Consider the following 18,425-nt stretch of genomic DNA (forward strand, 5'->3'; position numbering starts at 1 on the left):
TGTGGCGAAAATCCTGCGGGCGGGGAAAGGAATGTAAATAGTTATGAGACATTTGGCGATTCTTGGGTCTACCGGTTCGATCGGGACACAGACGCTTGAGGTTGTAGATAATAATGAAGATATGAAGGTAGTCTCTTTAGCTGCCGGAAGTAATATTGATCTGGTAGAGCAGCAGATCCGCAAGTATCATCCGGAGGTTGTATGCATCTATCAGGAGGATAAGGCAAGAGAGCTTGCGCGCAGAGTAACAGATGAAACTGTTTCTGTGCTTTATGGAATGGACGGACTGATCGCGTGTGCTACTGCAGCTTCGGCGGACGTGGTTGTTGCGGCTGTTGTCGGCATGATCGGAATCCGTCCGGTCATCGAGGCAATCCGCTGCGGCAAGGATATTGCGTTTGCCAATAAGGAGACGTTAGTGACGGCGGGTCATATCATTATGCCGATGATACGGAAGTATCAGGTGCTTCTGACACCGGTGGACAGTGAGCATGCAGCGATATTCCAGTGCCTGAACGGGGAACATCATGGTGAGATCGCAAAGATCCTGCTGACCGCCTCCGGTGGACCGTTCCGTGGCAGGAAGAAGGAGGAACTTGCCGGTGTAACGGTCGAGGATGCACTGAGACATCCGAACTGGACTATGGGGAGAAAGATAACGATTGATTCCTCTACAATGGTCAATAAAGGACTTGAGGTTATGGAGGCACGCTGGCTGTTTGATGTGGATTATGACCATATACAGGTAGTGATCCAGCCACAGAGTGTGATCCATTCGATGGTAGAGTTCGTGGATGGAGCTGTTATGGCACAGCTTGGCACGCCGGATATGAAGCTGCCGATCCAGTATGCGTTGACATATCCGCAGAGAAGAAATCTGCCGGGAGAGCGTCTTGATTTTTCGAAGCTGACCGATATCACCTTTGAAAAACCGGATCCGGATACATTTCATGGTCTTTCGCTTGCTTATCAGGCGGGACGCGAGGGAGGCAGCATGCCGACTGTCTTTAACGCAGCCAATGAGAAGGCTGTGGCAATGTTTTTGAACCGTGAGATCGGATATCTGGACATTCCGCGGATCATCGAGGAGGCGATGATGGATCATTGTAAGATCGCAGATCCATCGCTGGAGGAGATCCTTGCGGTCGAAGCCGAAGTATATGCAAAAATAGAGAAGAGATAAGAAAGGCTGGTTGTTGGAATGAATATAGTTGCGGCATTATTGATATTTACCGTTATCGTAGTGATCCATGAGTTTGGGCATTTTCTGCTGGCAAAGAAAAACGGAATTGAGGTTACCGAGTTTTCCGTGGGAATGGGACCGAGACTCATTACGTTGTGCAAGACGAATAACGGCATGGTGTGCAAGCTCTTTTGCAGTCAGAAGCTGTTTGAGGAGAGAGAGGACTGGCAGCATATTACGAAGTATTCCTGGAAGCTGTTTCCAATCGGTGGCTCCTGTGCCATGGTTGGTGAGGACATGGAGGATGATTCCGAGAACTCCTTTAACAGCAAGGGTGTCTGGGCGAGATTTTCCGTTATCTTTGCGGGACCGTTCTTTAACTTTGTGCTGGCGTTTGTATTCTCGATCATTATCCTTGGCAATGCCGGAATCGATATGCCGGAGGTTGTGCAGGTTTCAGCAGGACAGCCGGGAGCTGCAGCCGGTATCAAGGAGGGCGATATGGTCAAGAGCATCGATGGACACAAGATCTCCATCGGGCGTGAGATCACCACATATCTGCAGCTTCATCCGTTAAGCGGTGATACCGTTGCGGTAAAGGTGGAGCGTGACGGTAAGGAGCAGACGATCAATATTGATCCGGATTATAAGACTTATCTTTTTGGCTTCGGCTATTCTTCCGATGAAAAGGTTAAACCGACGGTTTCCGATGTGACCGATAAGGGTGCCTTCCAGAAGGCAGGGATCAAGGCAAATGATGTGATCCTGTCTGTCAACGGTACCAGGGTTTCCAACTGTGAAGAACTGACCAAGGCAATGGAAACTGCCAAGACCGGCAAAGAGGTTACCTTTGAGGTTGACCGAAAGGGGAAGGAAATGACCTTCAAGGTGACACCAACGCCATATGAGGGCAAGACGCTTGGCTTTGTTGCCGGAAAAGACGAGATGAAGGGACCGGGAGCGGTTCTTAAATACAGCGTGATCGAGGTGAAATACTGGATCGAGACAACGGTTGCCAGCCTTGGTCAGCTGGTACGAGGTAAGGTATCCCGCAACGACGTATCCGGTGTCGTAGGTATTGTCGATGCCGTGGGTGGCGTGATCGACCAGAGTGTGGAGTACGGTGTGAAGGCAGTTATCATTAATATGCTTTACATGTCAGTGCTTTTAAGTGCCAACCTTGGTGTTATGAACCTGTTGCCATTGCCGGCATTAGATGGTGGAAGACTTGTATTTATTCTGATCGAGGCAGTGCGCGGCAAGCCGATAGACCGTGAGAAGGAAGGCTTCGTACATGTGATCGGTTTCTTCCTGCTGATGATACTGATGGTTCTGATCATGTTTAACGATATATGGAAGATAATTCACTAATCAGGGAGGGTGTGTGAAATGTACAGAGATCATACAAAAGTAGTTCATATTGGAGACTGTGCCATCGGAGGAGGAAATCCGGTGGCGATCCAGTCCATGACCAATACTAAGACAGAGGATGTCGCAGCAACCGTAGCCCAGATTCATACCTTGGAGGATCTGGGCTGTGATATCATCCGGTGCGCCGTGCCGACGATGCAGGCGGCTGAAGCGCTGGAGCAGATCAAAAAGCAGATTCATATTCCGCTGGTTGCAGATATTCATTTTGATTACCGTCTGGCGATCGCAGCCATGGAGCACGGTGCTGATAAGATCCGCATCAATCCGGGCAATATCGGTGATAATGACCGGGTGCGTGCGGTTGTGGATGTGGCAAAGGAGCGTAACATTCCAATTCGTGTCGGTGTCAACAGCGGTTCGCTGGAGAAGGAGTATATTGAGGAATACGGTGGTGTGACCGCGGAGGGCATTGTACGAAGTGCTCTTGGAAAGGTGAAGCTGATCGAGGATATGGGGTATGATAATCTGGTGATCAGCATTAAGTCATCGGATGTGCTGATGTGCATCAAGGCACATGAACTGATCGCACAGAAGACGAATTATCCGCTGCATGTGGGGATTACAGAGTCCGGAACGGTCATGTCCGGCAATATCAAGTCGGCGATCGGACTGGGCAATATCCTGTATCAGGGAATCGGTGATACGATCCGCGTTTCCCTGACCGGAGATCCGAGTGAGGAGATCCGGTCTGCAAGACTGATCCTTCGCACGCTTGGGCTCAGAAAGGGCGGTGTGACCGTGGTATCCTGCCCGACCTGCGGCAGAACACAGATCGATCTGATCGGACTTGCCGGTAAGGTAGAGGATATGGTGCGTGACATGGATCTGGATGTTAAGGTTGCCGTGATGGGATGTGTTGTCAACGGACCGGGAGAGGCAAGAGAAGCAGATATCGGTATTGCCGGAGGTAAGGGTGAAGGTCTTCTGATCAAGAAGGGGGAGGTCATCAAAAAACTGCCGGAGGATCAGCTTCTGAATGCACTTCAGGATGAGTTAATGAAAATGCAGAAGTAAAGAAGTATGAGGTGATAAGGAATGGAACAGACATTATTGGATACATTTGAAGGGCTCAAGATGACGGATCGTCAGAAGAACCTTTTTGCGGATGTGGTAGTGGACCGTGTCCGGCTGTTCCGTGGCAAGAAGATGATGTGTGTGGAGCTGAAAAGCAGCCACATCATTCCTTATCGGGAGATCCGCCTGATCCGTCACAATCTTGAAGCGGTGATGGGACCGGTGGGCTTTGATGTAAAGGTGGACGATCATTATAATCTGTCAGAGCAGTATCGTCCGGAGGACTTCTGGAAGGAATATCAGGACAGTGTGCTGGATATTCTGAAGGAGGATAATATTCTTGATTTCAATATCCTGTATCGTGGTCAGATCCGGATGGAGGGATCTGTATTGTCGGTAAGCTGTGAGGATGACTCTATGTACCGGGCAAGACAGGACAAGCTGATCCACAAGCTGCAGGATATTTTTGCCCGTAAAGCAGGCTTTGATATTGATGTGGTCGTAGAGTATACGGAGCCGCCATCTTTAGAGGCACCATCCAAAGAGTACGAATATGTGCGTCTGGAGAACCGTCCGGCATCGGCGAAAGCACAGGCTTCAGGGAATGCACCGGAGCATAATGCAGAGGTTCCATGGGATGCTCCGGAGGGAAAGAAAGCTTCTGAAGCCGGAGCAAATCATGCGGATGAAGAGGCCGCTGCGGCTGCTGCGGCAGCAAGTGCGGCTATGCAGTCCGGCATGAACAGCGCACCAAAGGCACAGGCAGACAGTGGTGCCAAGAGCGGTGGAAACAGCAGTAATGCAGGCGGTTACGGAAACGGTGGCTATGGCGGCAGATCCGGCGGCTGGAAAAAGAAAGGCTTTTCCAGAGGCAATATTGATGAAGAATGCTTCTATGGCCGTAACTGTGAAGGAGATCATGTACAGATCACGGATATCCAGGATGAGATGGATGAGGTCGTGATCGAGGGTATGATCACCGGTGTGGAGGAGAAGGAGCTTCGCAGCGGCAAGATTCTTTTGATGTTTAATATCACTGACTTCACCGATACGATCTCTGTCAAGATCTTTATGCAGCCGGAGCAGTATGCGGAGATTGAGGACAGCGGCAAGATTAAAAAGAATGAATTTGTTATTGTGAAGGGAATGCCGCTTCGCGATAAGTTCAGCCATGAGATCAGCATCGGCTCCGTGCGCGGTATCAAGCCGGGTCATGATACGAGAGTATACCGTATGGATAATTATGAGGGCAGGAAGCGTGTAGAGCTTCATGCGCATACGCAGATGAGTGAGATGGACTCTGTTATGGACATTAAGGCATATGTCAAGACGGCACTCAAATGGGGACATAAGGCAATCGCGATCACCGATCACGGTGTGGTTCAGTCCTTCCCGGATGCAGATCATGCCTTAAAGCCGGATGATGATCTGAAGGTGATCTATGGTGTGGAGGCATATCTGGTCGATGACCTGATCGAGACAGTATCCAATGACAGAGGACAAAGCCTCAGTGATCCTTTCGTTGTATTCGATCTGGAGACAACCGGTATCGGGGCAAAGAATAATGAGATCATCGAGATCGGTGCCGTGAAGGTTGTCGATCAGACGATCGTGGACCGCTACAGCGTTTTTGTTGATCCGCAGCGACCGATTCCTTATAAGATCGAGCAGCTGACCGGCATCAATGACAGCATGGTCAAGGGGGCAAAACTGATCACAGAGATTTTGCCGGAGTTTCTTGCATTTTGTGAGGGCTGTGTCATGGTGGCACACAATGCCTCCTTTGATATGGGATTTATTCATCAGAAGGCGAAGGATCAGGGGCTTCAGACGGACTTTACGGTTGTCGATACCGTTTCCATGTCAAGAGCACTGCTGCCGCACCTTGGCAAGCACACCCTTGATCATGTCGCAAAGGAGCTTGGTGTGTCACTGGAAAACCACCACAGGGCAGTCGAGGACGCGGAGGCAACGGCAGAGATATTCCTGCGCCTCTGCAAGCGTCTGGAGGAGAAGCAGATCACGACGCTGACTCAGTTAAATGAGTTTGGCAGACCGACCGAGGAGGTCATCCGTAAGCTGCCATCGTATCATGCGATCATTCTTGCCAAAAATGAGATCGGCAGAGTGAACCTGTACCGTCTTGTGTCAGAGTCACATCTGAAGTATTTCAACCGGCGTCCAAAGCTTCCGAAGAGCCTGTATTTGAAGTATAAGGAAGGACTTATCATGGGCTCTGCCTGTGAGGCGGGAGAGCTGTACCGTGGTATTCTCGAGGGAAAGACCGACGAAGAGATCGACCGTCTGGTGCGCTTCTATGATTATCTGGAGATCCAGCCGCTTGGCAATGATGAGTTTATGCTGCGCGATAACGACAAATATCCACAGATCCAGGATGAGAATGATCTGATGGAGATCAACCGCCGTATTGTTGCTCTGGGAGAGGAGTATCATAAGCCGGTTGTTGCAACCTGTGATGTCCATTTTCTGAATCCGGAGGATGAGGTATACCGCCGCATCATTATGGCAGGAAAGGGCTTTTCCGATGCGGATCAGCAGGCCCCGCTCTTTTACCGCACAACGGAGGAGATGTTGTCTGAATTTCAGTATCTTGGCGCAGCAAAGGCAGAGGAGGTTGTGATCACCAACACAAATCTGATCGCAGACATGATCGATTATATTCATCCGTGCAGTCCGAGAAAATGTCCGCCGGAGATCGAAAATTCCGATCAGGATCTGCGTGATATCTGTTACAATAAGGCACATTCCATGTATGGAGAGGATCTGCCGGAGATCGTAACAGAGCGTCTGGAAAGAGAGCTTAATTCCATTATCAGCAATGGATACGCCGTTATGTATATTATTGCGCAGAAGCTTGTGTGGAAGTCGGTGGAGGACGGATATCTGGTAGGTTCCCGAGGCTCCGTTGGATCCTCCTTTGTTGCGACCATGGCGGGAATCAGTGAGATCAACCCGCTGCCGGCACATTATTACTGCGGCAAATGTCATTATTATGATTTTGATTCCGAGGAGGTGCGGGCATATGCCGGTTCTTCCGCCTGTGATATGCCGGATAAGAAATGTCCGGTCTGCGGGGAGATGCTGATCAAGGATGGACACGACATTCCGTTTGAGACCTTCCTTGGATTTAAAGGCAATAAGGAGCCGGATATCGATCTGAACTTCTCCAGTGAGTATCAGAGTAACGCACATGATTATACCGAGGTTATTTTCGGTGCCGGTCAGACCTTCCGTGCCGGAACCGTCGGAACGATGGCGGAGAAGACTGCATTTGGCTATGTCAAGAAGTATTACGAGGAGCACGGAGAGTCAAAGAGAACAGCGGAGATCGAGCGTATCGCCAGCGGCTGTGTCGGTGTCAGACGTTCGACCGGACAGCATCCGGGTGGAATCGTTGTTCTGCCGGTAGGAGAGGAGATTTACACCTTCACGCCGGTGCAGCATCCTGCCAATGATATGAAGACAAGAACCATCACGACCCATTTCGATTATCATAAGATTGATTCGAACCTTTTGAAACTTGATATTCTGGGACATCAGGATCCGACAATGATCCGAATGCTGGAGGATCTGACCGATGTGGATGCGGCAGCGATCCGTATGGATGATCAGGATGTGCTGTCACTGTTTGAGTCACCGCGGGCTCTCGGCATTACGCCGGAGGACATTGGAGGCTGTAAGCTGGGAAGTCTCGGACTTCCGGAGCTTGGCACCCATTTCGTAATGAACATGCTTGAGCAGACGAAGCCGAAGAGCTTCTCTGATCTGGTGCGTATTTCCGGTCTGTCGCATGGAACGAATGTATGGCAGGATAATGCGGAATATTTCATTTCGCAGGGCTATTGTACACTGTCTACGGCAATCTGTACCCGTGATGATATTATGACATATCTGATCCGTATGGGTGTCGAGAATGAGCGTTCCTTCAAGATCATGGAGAGCGTGCGTAAGGGAAAGGGTCTCGACGACAGTATGATTGCCGATATGAAGGCGTGCGATGTGCCGGACTGGTATATTGAATCCTGTCAGCGTATTAAGTACATGTTCCCGAAGGCACATGCGGCTGCGTATATTATGATGGCGATGCGCGTGGCGTGGTTTAAGGTACACCGCCCGCTTGCCTATTATGCGGCATATTTCAGTATCCGCGCGACCGCCTTTAACTATGAGTTAATGTGTCTTGGTAAGGAGCGGCTGGAATACTACATGGCTGATTACAACAAACGGTCTGACAGCCTGACCGATAAAGAAAAGTCCACCTTGGAAGATATGAAGATCGTGCAGGAGATGTATGCGAGAGGCTTTCAGTTTGTCAAGATCGATCTCTATCAGTCAAAGGCAACCCGTTTTCAGATCATCGATAATAAGCTTATGCCGTCCTTCTCCTCCATCGACGGTCTTGGCACCGTGGCGGCGGAGATGATCGAAGCAGAAGCGCAGAAAGGAAAATTCCTCTCCAGGGAGGACTTCAAAAACCGCTGCAAAGTCAGTGCAACCACGGTCGATGCCATGGCAGAGCTTGGTCTGCTCGGCGATATGCCACACACCAATCAGATGTCACTCCTCGACTTCATGTAGTAAAGAAATTATGTACGGGAGTCAATAAAAAAAGAGCGGATGCAAGCTTGCTTGTAAATCCGTTCTTTTTTATTGGCTCAGCCGTATAGGCTGGGGCTTCCAACAACCTCAGACGAAAGTCCGCGGATTGTGCGGCGGTCTGTGGTCTGTTGGGAGTCCCCCGTACATAGTGTCCCATGTTTCTATAATAAATTATTCTTCGCTTTCCGCCGTCATCGGTTCAAATGTGCGGCGGGCATTCTGTTCCTTCTTCCTCTGGCTTGCATTTTTCATGGCTTCCTGACGGAAATAATCCTGCGCACAGAGCTTTTTCTTGCCGCGCAGATCCTGCTTGCGGTAGGTGCCGTCCGGCTGCATGATATGTGCTTTCAATGTATCCTGAAGCTGGATAGTAAGGATATGGATCACCTCAGCCTTCAGTGTCTCGTCCTCCACAGGGAACAAGATCTCCACACGCTTATCCAGATTTCGAGGCATCCAGTCGGCACTTCCCATATAGACCTCCTCATGTCCGTTATTATGGAAATAGAAGATACGGCTGTGCTCCAGAAAATCACCGACGATCGAGCGGACATGGATATTCTCGCTGACACCAGGGATTCCGGTCTTTAAACAGCAGATACCGCGGACAACCAGATCAATCTGAACACCGGCGGCGGAAGCCTCATAGAGAGAAGCGATGATCTTTGCATCACACAGGGAGTTCATTTTCGCTTTGATAAATGCCTTCTTACCGGCTTTGGCAAACTCTGTCTCACGTTCGATCATCTCTGTGAAGCGGTCGCGCAGCCACAGCGGTGCAACGGCAAGCTTGTTCCAGACAGCAGGCTCAGAGTAACCGGAGAGCATGTTAAAGACAGCCGTTGCATCCTCGCCGATCGCCTTGTTGCAGGTGAGAAGACCCATATCGGTATAAAGCTTTGCAGTACTATCGTTATAGTTTCCGGTTCCGAGATGAACATAACGGCGGATACCGTCCTCCTCGCGTCGTACAACAAGTGTGATCTTGCTGTGTGTCTTTAAGCCGACAAGACCATAGATAACATGGCAGCCTGCCTGCTCCAGCTTTCTCGCCCAGATAATATTATTTTCCTCATCGAAACGTGCCTTCAACTCGACAAGAACCGTAACCTGCTTGCCGTTCTCGGCAGCTGCAGCAAGCGAAGCGATGATCGGAGAGTGGCTGCTGACACGGTACAGTGTCTGTTTGATCGCCAGTACATCCGGATCCTTCGCAGCTTCCCGGACGAAATTGACTACCGGATCAAAGCTCTCATATGGGTGATGCAAAAGCACATCGTGATTGCGGATCTGAGTGAAAAGGTTCTCCTCATTGTTCAGCCATTTTGGCTGCTGTGGTGTGTATTTCGGTACTTTAAGCTCATCGTAGCCCTCCATGCCGGAAAGCTTCATCAGGAAGGTAAGGTCGAGTGGTCCGTTGATATGGAAGATATCGTCTTCCTTAATATGGAGCTCCTTTTTGAGAACCTTTAACAGCTTTTTGTCCATGCCTTCCTCAACCTGCAGACGGATCGCCTCGCCCCACTGGCGGCGCTTGATCTGTTTCTCAATCTCCATTAAGAGATCGGCAGCCTCATCCTCCTCGATCGTCAGATCGGCATTTCTCATGACACGGTATGGAAATGCGCACAATACCTCGTAATTCATAAAAAGGCGGTGGATATTGCGCTCAATGATCTGTTCCAGCATGATATAAGTGCGGTCAAAGCCCTCCTCGGATGGGATCTCAACCACGCGTGGCAGACCGGAAGGAACCTGAACCGTCGCAAAATCCGTATCGGCAGTGCCGTCCTTTTTGGAGTTGTTGTGGGTGATGTAAAGCTCCCGGAAATGACCGTTTCCGGAGTGATCGCTATCTGTTGTTTTCATTTTAAGGATCGCACCGATATTTAAGGAACGGTTGCGGATCAGAGGGAAAGGTCTTGAAGAATCCACTGCCATCGGCGTCAGCACCGGATAAACCTCGGATTTAAAATAATCATCCACGAATTTTGCCTGCTTGCGGCTCAGATCCTCATGATGGGAGAGGATGGTAATGCCCTCTTTTTTGAGGGCTGGGATCAGACTGTTATTGTAGGTACGATACTGATCCCTCATAAATTCATGCGTAACCTTGCTGATCTCCTCTAACTGTTTGGAAGGAGTCATACCGGCAATGTCCTTTTTGTCGTACTCGGCGTGTACCATATCTTTTAAGGATGCCACACGCACCATATAAAATTCATCCAGATTGGATGCGGTAATGCTCAAGAATTTCAAACGGTCCAGAAGAGGAATCGTCTTATCCTGCGCCTCTCCCAGAATACGATAATCAAAGGAGAGCCAGCTTAATTCTCTATTGTAGAAATATTGTGGTTTTAAATAAATCGATTTATTCATGGTTGCCTCCGTTCTTTGCTTTGGTGGAATCCGTATGCTTCGGTGTCATTGTCTTTTTCTGCTTGAGGATCGGCTGGATACCGAATACCTCCTCGAAAAAGTCGGAGTGATTCAGGAAAATTCCCTGTTCCAGTGTGATGTCATATAAGGTCGAGCCGGTAATCGTTAGTGTCTGGCGGCGAAGGGACGTTGTGATCGCTGTAAACTTCTGCTTGTGGCTCCGATCCATGGCATCTGCAAGACGCAGGATCGCGTTGAGCTTCGCAATACGCACATAATCCTCCTTATCAAAGCCATCCTGCAGCTCGCTGTATTCCGGAAAATAATCCCGCAGATACCGGACAGCCGTGGCAACGATCATACGCTCCTTGTGGGAAATGCCGATCAGCTCGGTCGACATAATGATCTTGTAGGAGTTTTCGCCGACCTCGTTCAGATTGATAAAGCTGCCGCAGTTGTGCAGGATGACAGCAATCTGCAGAAGCAGACGGTCATGCTTTGTCATGTTCTGCTGGCGCTTGACTGCATCGAAAATCTTCAGTGCCGCATTTTCCACATATTCGCAGTGATTCCGGCTGTAATCATAGCGTGCTGCCGTGCTTCGTGCCGTATGAATGATATCCTCCAGAAAGCTGTGTGCCGGAGTGATACGTTCCTTACGCTCCGCAAAGTCGGCAGCCATGCCTTCACAGAGAGTGATACCGGACAGCCACATCTGCTCCGCACCGGTCTCCTCAAAAATATTATGATAGATCATTGCTGTCGGAAGAAGGAGAGATGCCTGATCGACAGAGGTATTTAATTCCTTTGCCAGATCCTCCGGGTGCTGGGACGAGATCGCTTCGTAAAATTCATCATATTCCTGACGGCTGACAGAATCTTTCTTCTTGCCCTTGCTGTCTGTCGGCTGCAGGTGTCCGAAATTATGGACAGTGAGATATTTCACAAAGGTTCTGAGCTGATTGCCGACCGCAATGATATTCTTGATCTTGTGATCCTTCAGATACAGCTCGGAAAATGTATGAAGATCATTGGAAATATATTCGTACACCAGATTCTGATAGTTGTCGGTGTGCTTCTGCATATCCTGTAAAAACTCCTGAATACGAAGGGAGCCAAGCAGGATATTCTGTGTGCAGATCAGATTATTCTTGTCAAAGAGGGAAAGCTGCATACTGCCGCCGCCGACATCGACCAAAAGAGTACCCTTCTGGATCAGACGATGAAAGGAATTCTCCTTAAAGGCGATGGATTTGTAGCAAAGATAACGCTGCTCGGAGTTGCTTAGGATCTTGATCCGAAAGCCCGTGCGCTGCCGCACCTGATCCAGCACGATCAGATTGTTGTCTGCCTCACGAAGGGCACTGGTGCTGGCGATCATGTAATCGGAGATGCCGTATTCTTTCATCTTCTCCTTAAAGCCGTTTAATATGGTACAAAGCTTATCAATGGAATGATAGCTGATATGTTTCGTTGAGTAGGTTTCATATCCAAGACGGGCGGTATGATGGACATAGTCCAGTTCGCGGATCCCGAACTTTTTGGATACTTCATAGATACGCAGGGATGTCTCGTGGGAACCCACGTCGATCGCTGCAAAGGTAGTGACTGCCATATCTGAAATCCTCCTTGCCGGTCGTAATGTAATAATGATGGAATTGTCCCTGAAAAGCAGATTCGGGGTAAAATGCCACCTGTTATTATTGTACGTTATTTTCGGGAAAATAACTAGCGTTTTTGGCGGATAATTCGACATTTTACAGTACCTTCAAAAGAATTTACCCAATGTTTACAAAAGGCTGGATTTTTTGAGACAGAAATAGTATTATCTATAGATATACGATGGTGGAAAGGAAGTACAGATATGAAGACAGCAGATTTTGATTATGACCTCCCTCAGGAGCTGATCGCGCAGGATCCACTGGAGCAGAGAGATTCCTCCAGACTTCTGATCCTCGATAAGGAGACCGGGGAGAGGACACACAAGATCTTTCATGATATTATCGATTATCTTCACGAGGGAGACTGCCTTGTGATCAACAATACTAAGGTCATCCCGGCTCGTCTGATCGGAGAGCGTGAGGGGACCGGCGGCAAGGTCGAGGTTCTGCTTTTGAAGCGCAGATCGGACAACGTCTGGGAGACACTGGTAAAGCCCGGTAAGAAGGCAAGACCGGGGATGCGTTTATCCTTCGGCGGCGGACTTTTGCACGCCGAGGTGCAGGAGGTTGTGGACGAGGGCAACCGCCTGATCCGGTTTGAGTATGAGGGCATTTTTGAGGAAATCCTCGATCAGCTCGGACAGATGCCGCTGCCTCCGTATATCACGCATCAGCTCAAGGATAAGAACCGTTATCAGACGGTATATGCCAAGTATGAGGGATCGGCGGCAGCACCGACGGCAGGACTTCATTTTACGGAGGAGCTGCTGGAGCAGATTCAGGCGAAGGGGGTTAAGATTGCCAGAGTCACGCTTCATGTGGGACTTGGAACTTTCCGTCCGGTCAAGGTGGAGGATGTGACAGAGCATCATATGCACACGGAGTTTTATCATGTGTCTGAGGAAGCGGCGGACATCATTAATGAGACGAAGAAGCAGGGTGGCAGAGTGATCTGTGTCGGCACGACAAGCTGCCGTACGATTGAGTCAGCTGCGGATGATCAGGGAATCGTGCATGCCACAGAGGGGGATACGGATATTTTCATTTATCCGGGATATCAGTTTAAGGTATTGGACTGTCTGATCACGAACTTTCATCTGCCGGAGTCAACGCTTCTGATGCTGGTTTCCGCACTGGCAGGCAAGGAAAATATAATGGCAGCTTACAGGGAAGCCGTAGAGATGAGATATCGCTTCTTTTCCTTTGGAGATGCCATGTTCATAAAGTAATGATACAGAAAGGATATGGTGAGTATATGGACAAGCATTATGATGGCGAGCAGCCAAGACTGCGCAAAACATTGTTATTCATTTACAATCCCATGGCAGGTAAGGAGCAGATCAGGAATAAGCTGGCAGATATCATCCAGGTGTTCTGTGAGGCAGATTTCATTGTGACACTGATGGCAACAAACCGGCAGAATGATGCGAAAAACGCAGTGATCGAGTACGGTTCCAGATATGATTATGTTGTCTGTTCCGGGGGAGACGGCACAATGAATGAGGTGGCAAATGGCATGATGCGTCTTCATGAGAAGCCGATCTGCGGTTATATTCCGGCAGGCACGGTCAATGATTTTGCCTCCAGCTTAAGGATACCGAAGATCATGCGTCATGCGGCAGAGCTGGTGACACAGGGAAAGGTATTCCGCTGTGATCTGGGTTCCTTTAATGACAAGTTTTTCACTTATGTGGCAGGCTTTGGCGCATTTACAGAGGTGTCCTACACAACGCCGCAGGAATGGAAGAACATGCTTGGAAAAACCGCTTATTTCATAGAGGGACTGAAGCATCTGGCAGAGATCAAGCCACATCATATGCGGATCACTTACGATGACGGTGTGGTGGAGGATGATTTTGTGCTGGGACTTGTCAGTAATTCCGTGTCCGTGGCAGGATACAAGGCATATCAGAAGGAAGACATCAAGATGGATGACGGTCTGTTTGAGGTGCTTTTCATCCGCGATCTGAAAAATGCACTGGAGCTGCAGGAGGTGCTCAATGCCCTTCTTACCAAGCATCTGGATGCGACAAAGATGTTTCGATGCAGCAGCCGGCATCTTCACATTGTCAGTGATGATGAGGTACAGTGGACGCTTGACGGCGAGGATGGCGGAAGCTGGGATGAGGTAGATCTGTTTAATCACCAGCAGGTACTTCCGATCATCTGCGGAGATGAGGCACTGGAGGATATTTCTTCCCAGATGGGAGAGGAACCGGTATAACAGCGTGTAAATTGGATATGAGATCGACATAAGATAACCCGGAGGAAGCTCCGGGTTAATTTATATATTATGATATCAGGAATTATCCGGCTAGGACAGCTCCGCAATCCGGGAGACACCGACATAGATATCGCTGATGCGGTACCAGGTCGGATAGTCGACAACACCGGTCTGTGGCAGATGAAAGACCTTCTGGAAGGCTTTTACGGCATTGGCGGTATCCTCGCCGTAAACACCGTCCGCAGCGATCTTCGGGATCAGCGGATAGCCTTTGGAAATGGTGTTTAACTGATTCTGGAGCTGGCGCACCTTCTCACCGGTTGAGCCGATCGTCAGATCGTAGCCCGGCCATGAGGCAGGAATTCCGGAAATTTCCTCGGACGAATTGATAAAGACCGAATCTCCATAGAAGCGCCGCAGGATCTCGATCGCCGAATAACCCTGATCTCCCAGTGTTTTGGATTCCCACTGGCGCATCCAGCGCGGACAGGAAACGCGTTTTCCGTCGCAATATTGCGTGAAAAGAGGTTGCGTAATATTTGGTCTCGATATATAATTGGAAAATATCGTATCAACAGCCTGAGAGATGCTTTCAAAGATATTGCGGCCGGGTATAAACTTCTGGTCATAGGCGGTTGAGCTGGTGATCGTGAAATCGTATCCACGATTGCGGTACCATTCCGTATAAACACGGTTTAATGTTATGGACTGTATTGCCAGAATATTGGCAAGCAGCGTTGCTTCCGGCCAGGTGGCATAGATTTCGCTGGATGCAACATTTTTGATGTAATCCTTATATTTTACATAATAGTTCTGCGCTCCGGAGTCGCTTGGCGGACCGTCATGCACGATTACATATTCGGGGGATGGAGTGCGATAGAGAACGGGGGAATATTATGAAGGAACAATCATCCCGCAGGGAATTAAAATGGTCGAGACTTGACAATACGGCAAATCTGTTTCCGGTGATCGCAACGGAGCGGATGACCAATGTCTATCGTCTGTCTCTGACCTTGGAGGAGAAAGTTGATCCGGTGATTTTACAGCAGGCACTGGACAAGATCCTGCCTCTGTTTGATCTGATGAATGTCCGGCTTCGAACCGGGGCATTCTGGTATTATTTTGAGACGAACCGCAAGCCGGCGCCGCGCGTGGAAAAGGAAACTGAGTATCCCTGCCGCAAGATGGAGCCGCAGTTAAATAACCAGTATCTGTTCCGTGTCAGCTACTATAAAAGACGTATCAATCTTGAGGTGTTTCATGTGCTGGCAGATGGCATGGGCGGCGTGACATTTTTGAAGGAATTAGCCTGTCAGTATCTGCGTCTGGCGCATCCGGAGCTTTGCAGCCGGGTTGGCGATCATTTGTCGGAGCAGACATCGCTTAACACGGAGGACAGTTATCTGAAGAACTTCCGGAAAGGGCAGCCAAAGGGTTACAAGTCCAAGCCGGCATTTCATATGAATGGTGAGAAGCTTAAGGACGGAGCGTTTGGGGTGATCCAGGGATATCTTCCTCTTGATCAGGTCAAAAGAGCAGCCCATGAGCGCAGTGTGAGTATCAACGAGTATCTCGCAGGCGTGTATGCCTACAGTATCTACAGGGAATGCCTTCACGGCGCGGTGTCAGACAAGCCGCTGGTGCTGTGTGTTCCGGTAAATCTAAGACCGTATTTTGAATCGATCACGACGAGAAACTTTTTCGGAATGGTTGGTGCAGCCTTCGAGCCGGATCATGAGGACTATTCGAGAGATGAGATCGAGCATATAATTGTGGAGTCATTGCGGGCGCAGATCAACAAGGAGAATCTGGAAAAGCTGTTTTCATATAATGTGTCCAATCAGAAGAATCTCATGCTGCGTGCCGTACCACTTATTCTGAAAAAAATCGTGATGCAGTGGGTTTATCAGGTCAGCGCCAGAGCAACGACAACGACACTGACCAATCTGGGCGTGCTGAAGGTGGATGAGGAATATCAGCCGTATATCCGGCATTTCTCGGCGATCCTGTCCGTTTCGCAGGGACAGAATACAAAGATGACGATCTGCTCTTACGGGGGAGAGATGGTCATTACTTTCAGTTCAATTTTAAAAGACGTCTCTGTACAGAAACGGTTTTTCCGGACATTGGCAGAGGATGGCATACAGCCTGCAGTAGAGAGCAATCTGTAAGAAAAGGGGTGAGACTGTGAAGTGTTGTAAACGATGTGGCATTGAAGTTCTGGGGAATCGGGAGGTGTGCCCTCTGTGTAACAGTGTTCTTCATCGGGAAGAGCCTGAGAACAGGGAGCGTGATACAGAGGAGGACAGCTTTCCGGATATTGCGGCAAAGCACAGAGTGCGCCGTCAGATTTTCTGGATCGCCACATATGTCTGTGTCATTCTGGAAGCATTGTTTTTGTTCCTGAACCGGCTCTTTTCACCGGGCGTGCGCTGGTCTTTGATCACCGGAGTGGCAGCCGCATATATTTTATCAAGTCTGTGGCAGATGTTAAGCCGCCGCAAGGGACATATTGTAAAGATTTATTTTCAGGCTGCTGCTGTATTTGTTCTGCTGGCGGGTATTGATTATTCTCTGGGCTTTCAGGGCTGGTCGATCAGATACGGACTCCCCTGCGTGCTGCTTGCGCTTGCTGTGATCATTCTGGTCTGCATGATCGTGAATTTCGCCAACTGGCAGAATTATCTGACGATGCAGATATTTATGGTGCTTTTCAGTCTTGGATATCTGATCTATTCGGTTGTAGGCAGAGGCGGCAACCGGATCCTTGCGTGGATCGTGTTTGGAACGTATCTGACACTGTGGGTGATGACGATGATCTTAGGCGGGCGGAAAGCGGAAAATGAGGTCCGCCGCAAATTTCATTTATAATACAAAGGAGGATGCATGAGCGTAAAAGGAAAGATTGTCACTGATATGATTCGTTTCTTTACTTCCCAGAAAATGCTGGGACCAAAGATTCAGGACGGAACACTTCGCAAAAATCTGGTCGAGCCGCCATGGCACTGCCCGGACGAGTACCTGAATCTGCCTATTCATATGCGACAGTTTGAAATGGAGCTTCTCACGCCGAAGGCTGCCGACAATGGAGAGGTTGTGCTGCAGCTTCACGGCGGCGGTTATATTGCAAAGATCCGGAATGCGTACCGGGATTTCGCTGTCCGCTACAGTAAGATCGATCAGTACCGCGTGTTGTCGGTCGATTACCGCGTGGCACCGCAGCATCCGTATCCGGCGGCATTTCAGGATGCCATCGAGGCATACCGCTGGCTTTTGTACTCAGGCTTTAGCGGGGATCGCATCATTCTTGCCGGAGATTCGGCGGGCGGCGGACTCGTATTGGCACTTGCCATGTATCTGCGCGATCAGAGCATGCCGCTTCCCAAGAAGCTTGTGATGATGTCGCCGTGGACGGATTTGACCGCATCGGGTCCTTCCTATCAGGAGAATTATGAGAATGATCCTCTTTTTGGCAATACAAGGGAGAGCATGATCTACAACGGCGAATACGCCGGCAAACAGGATCCGAAGCTTCCGTATATCTCTCCGTTGTTCGGAGATTTTCGCGGGCTTCCGCCAATGCTGTTCCAGGTGGGAAGTCTGGAAATGCTTCTGAGCGATTCTGTTCTTGCGGCGCAGAAGGCGAAGGAGGCAGGCTGTGATGTGACACTGACTGTGTATCAGGACATGTTTCATGTATTCCAGCTCAGCATGGATAAGCTGGCGGAGTCGAGAGCGGCGTGGGATGAGGTGGCAGCATTCCTTGGTAAATGATGACAGAAATATATAATATGAAATTTCAATCAAGAGGTATGTCCTGATTTTGGGACATACCTTTGTTCAGGTGTAGGAAAATGCTCGTAACGTGGTGGAACCCAAGGGCAAAACGCTGGTTTTGCCCTTAGGTTCTACA

Annotated in this window: 11 protein-coding genes and 1 pseudogene; 9 read left to right on the forward strand and 3 right to left on the reverse strand. The window is 49.4% G+C overall.

Translation table 11 applies throughout. The features are described 5' to 3' along the window. Positions 1-43: 43 nt before the first annotated feature. From ACZLMD_RS04660 to ACZLMD_RS04675, 4 genes are read left to right on the forward strand one after another with little or no spacing between them, the layout of a single operon-like run. On the forward strand, positions 44-1,183 hold the full coding sequence (locus ACZLMD_RS04660) for a 1-deoxy-D-xylulose-5-phosphate reductoisomerase (protein ID WP_489495202.1): 1,140 nt from the start codon (positions 44-46) through the stop codon (positions 1,181-1,183). Between the two features lie 18 nt (positions 1,184-1,201). Then, positions 1,202-2,554 (forward strand): RIP metalloprotease RseP, encoded by a 1,353-nt coding sequence (rseP, locus tag ACZLMD_RS04665; protein WP_118559324.1) that lies wholly within the window; start codon positions 1,202-1,204, stop codon positions 2,552-2,554. Between the two features lie 18 nt (positions 2,555-2,572). Next, entirely contained in the window at positions 2,573-3,628 is a 1,056-nt protein-coding gene (gene ispG, locus ACZLMD_RS04670) for a flavodoxin-dependent (E)-4-hydroxy-3-methylbut-2-enyl-diphosphate synthase (protein ID WP_489495203.1), read from the forward strand. A gap of 21 nt (positions 3,629-3,649) precedes the next feature. Next, positions 3,650-8,227, forward strand: coding sequence for a PolC-type DNA polymerase III (locus ACZLMD_RS04675; RefSeq protein ID WP_489495204.1), 4,578 nt, complete (start codon positions 3,650-3,652; stop codon positions 8,225-8,227). Between the two features lie 192 nt (positions 8,228-8,419). Here ACZLMD_RS04675 and ACZLMD_RS04680 read toward each other — a convergent pair whose 3' ends face one another. Both ACZLMD_RS04680 and ACZLMD_RS04685 read right to left on the reverse strand, forming a co-directional pair. After that, complete coding sequence (locus tag ACZLMD_RS04680; RefSeq protein WP_489495206.1) at positions 8,420-10,627, reverse strand: RNA degradosome polyphosphate kinase; 2,208 nt, start codon at positions 10,625-10,627, stop codon at positions 8,420-8,422. Continuing rightward, positions 10,620-12,242, reverse strand: coding sequence for a Ppx/GppA phosphatase family protein (locus tag ACZLMD_RS04685; RefSeq protein ID WP_486818347.1), 1,623 nt, complete (start codon positions 12,240-12,242; stop codon positions 10,620-10,622). Before ACZLMD_RS04685 ends, ACZLMD_RS04680 begins: the two co-directional genes overlap by 8 nt. A 249-nt stretch (positions 12,243-12,491) precedes the next feature. Between ACZLMD_RS04685 and queA the strand changes: the two genes are divergently transcribed. Together queA and ACZLMD_RS04695 are read left to right on the forward strand one after the other, a co-directional pair. After that, positions 12,492-13,517, forward strand: coding sequence for a tRNA preQ1(34) S-adenosylmethionine ribosyltransferase-isomerase QueA (gene queA, locus ACZLMD_RS04690; RefSeq protein WP_022305957.1), 1,026 nt, complete (start codon positions 12,492-12,494; stop codon positions 13,515-13,517). A gap of 26 nt (positions 13,518-13,543) precedes the next feature. Then, positions 13,544-14,512, forward strand: coding sequence for a diacylglycerol/lipid kinase family protein (locus ACZLMD_RS04695; RefSeq protein WP_022305958.1), 969 nt, complete (start codon positions 13,544-13,546; stop codon positions 14,510-14,512). A gap of 90 nt (positions 14,513-14,602) precedes the next feature. On the opposite strand, the pseudogene ACZLMD_RS04700 reads toward ACZLMD_RS04695, so the two are convergent. Continuing rightward, positions 14,603-15,397: pseudogene (locus ACZLMD_RS04700) on the reverse strand (peptidoglycan-binding protein); the annotation flags it as partial. Between the two features lie 11 nt (positions 15,398-15,408). On the opposite strand from ACZLMD_RS04700, the gene ACZLMD_RS04705 reads away from it, so the two are divergent. The 3 genes from ACZLMD_RS04705 to ACZLMD_RS04715 are packed head-to-tail and all read left to right on the forward strand — an operon-like array spanning position 15,409 to position 18,286. Continuing rightward, positions 15,409-16,683 (forward strand): hypothetical protein, encoded by a 1,275-nt coding sequence (locus tag ACZLMD_RS04705; protein ID WP_487601275.1) that lies wholly within the window; start codon positions 15,409-15,411, stop codon positions 16,681-16,683. A 16-nt stretch (positions 16,684-16,699) separates the two neighbouring features. Then, positions 16,700-17,383, forward strand: a complete 684-nt coding sequence (locus ACZLMD_RS04710; RefSeq protein ID WP_482523700.1) for a DUF6320 domain-containing protein — start codon at positions 16,700-16,702, stop codon at positions 17,381-17,383. A gap of 15 nt (positions 17,384-17,398) precedes the next feature. Beyond that, entirely contained in the window at positions 17,399-18,286 is an 888-nt protein-coding gene (locus tag ACZLMD_RS04715; protein WP_482523701.1) for an alpha/beta hydrolase, read from the forward strand. Positions 18,287-18,425: the final 139 nt, after the last annotated feature.

The organism is Jutongia sp. (genome assembly GCF_057878315.1).

Coding starts and splice junctions, on each gene's coding strand:
- ACZLMD_RS04660 (WP_489495202.1), top strand. CDS start 44: ATGAGACATTTGGCGATTCTTGGGTCTACCGGTTCGATCGGGACACAG.
- rseP (WP_118559324.1), top strand. CDS start 1,202: ATGAATATAGTTGCGGCATTATTGATATTTACCGTTATCGTAGTGATC.
- ispG (WP_489495203.1), top strand. CDS start 2,573: ATGTACAGAGATCATACAAAAGTAGTTCATATTGGAGACTGTGCCATC.
- ACZLMD_RS04675 (WP_489495204.1), top strand. CDS start 3,650: ATGGAACAGACATTATTGGATACATTTGAAGGGCTCAAGATGACGGAT.
- ACZLMD_RS04680 (WP_489495206.1), bottom strand. CDS start 10,627: ATGAATAAATCGATTTATTTAAAACCACAATATTTCTACAATAGAGAA.
- ACZLMD_RS04685 (WP_486818347.1), bottom strand. CDS start 12,242: ATGGCAGTCACTACCTTTGCAGCGATCGACGTGGGTTCCCACGAGACA.
- queA (WP_022305957.1), top strand. CDS start 12,492: ATGAAGACAGCAGATTTTGATTATGACCTCCCTCAGGAGCTGATCGCG.
- ACZLMD_RS04695 (WP_022305958.1), top strand. CDS start 13,544: ATGGACAAGCATTATGATGGCGAGCAGCCAAGACTGCGCAAAACATTG.
- ACZLMD_RS04705 (WP_487601275.1), top strand. CDS start 15,409: ATGAAGGAACAATCATCCCGCAGGGAATTAAAATGGTCGAGACTTGAC.
- ACZLMD_RS04715 (WP_482523701.1), top strand. CDS start 17,399: ATGAGCGTAAAAGGAAAGATTGTCACTGATATGATTCGTTTCTTTACT.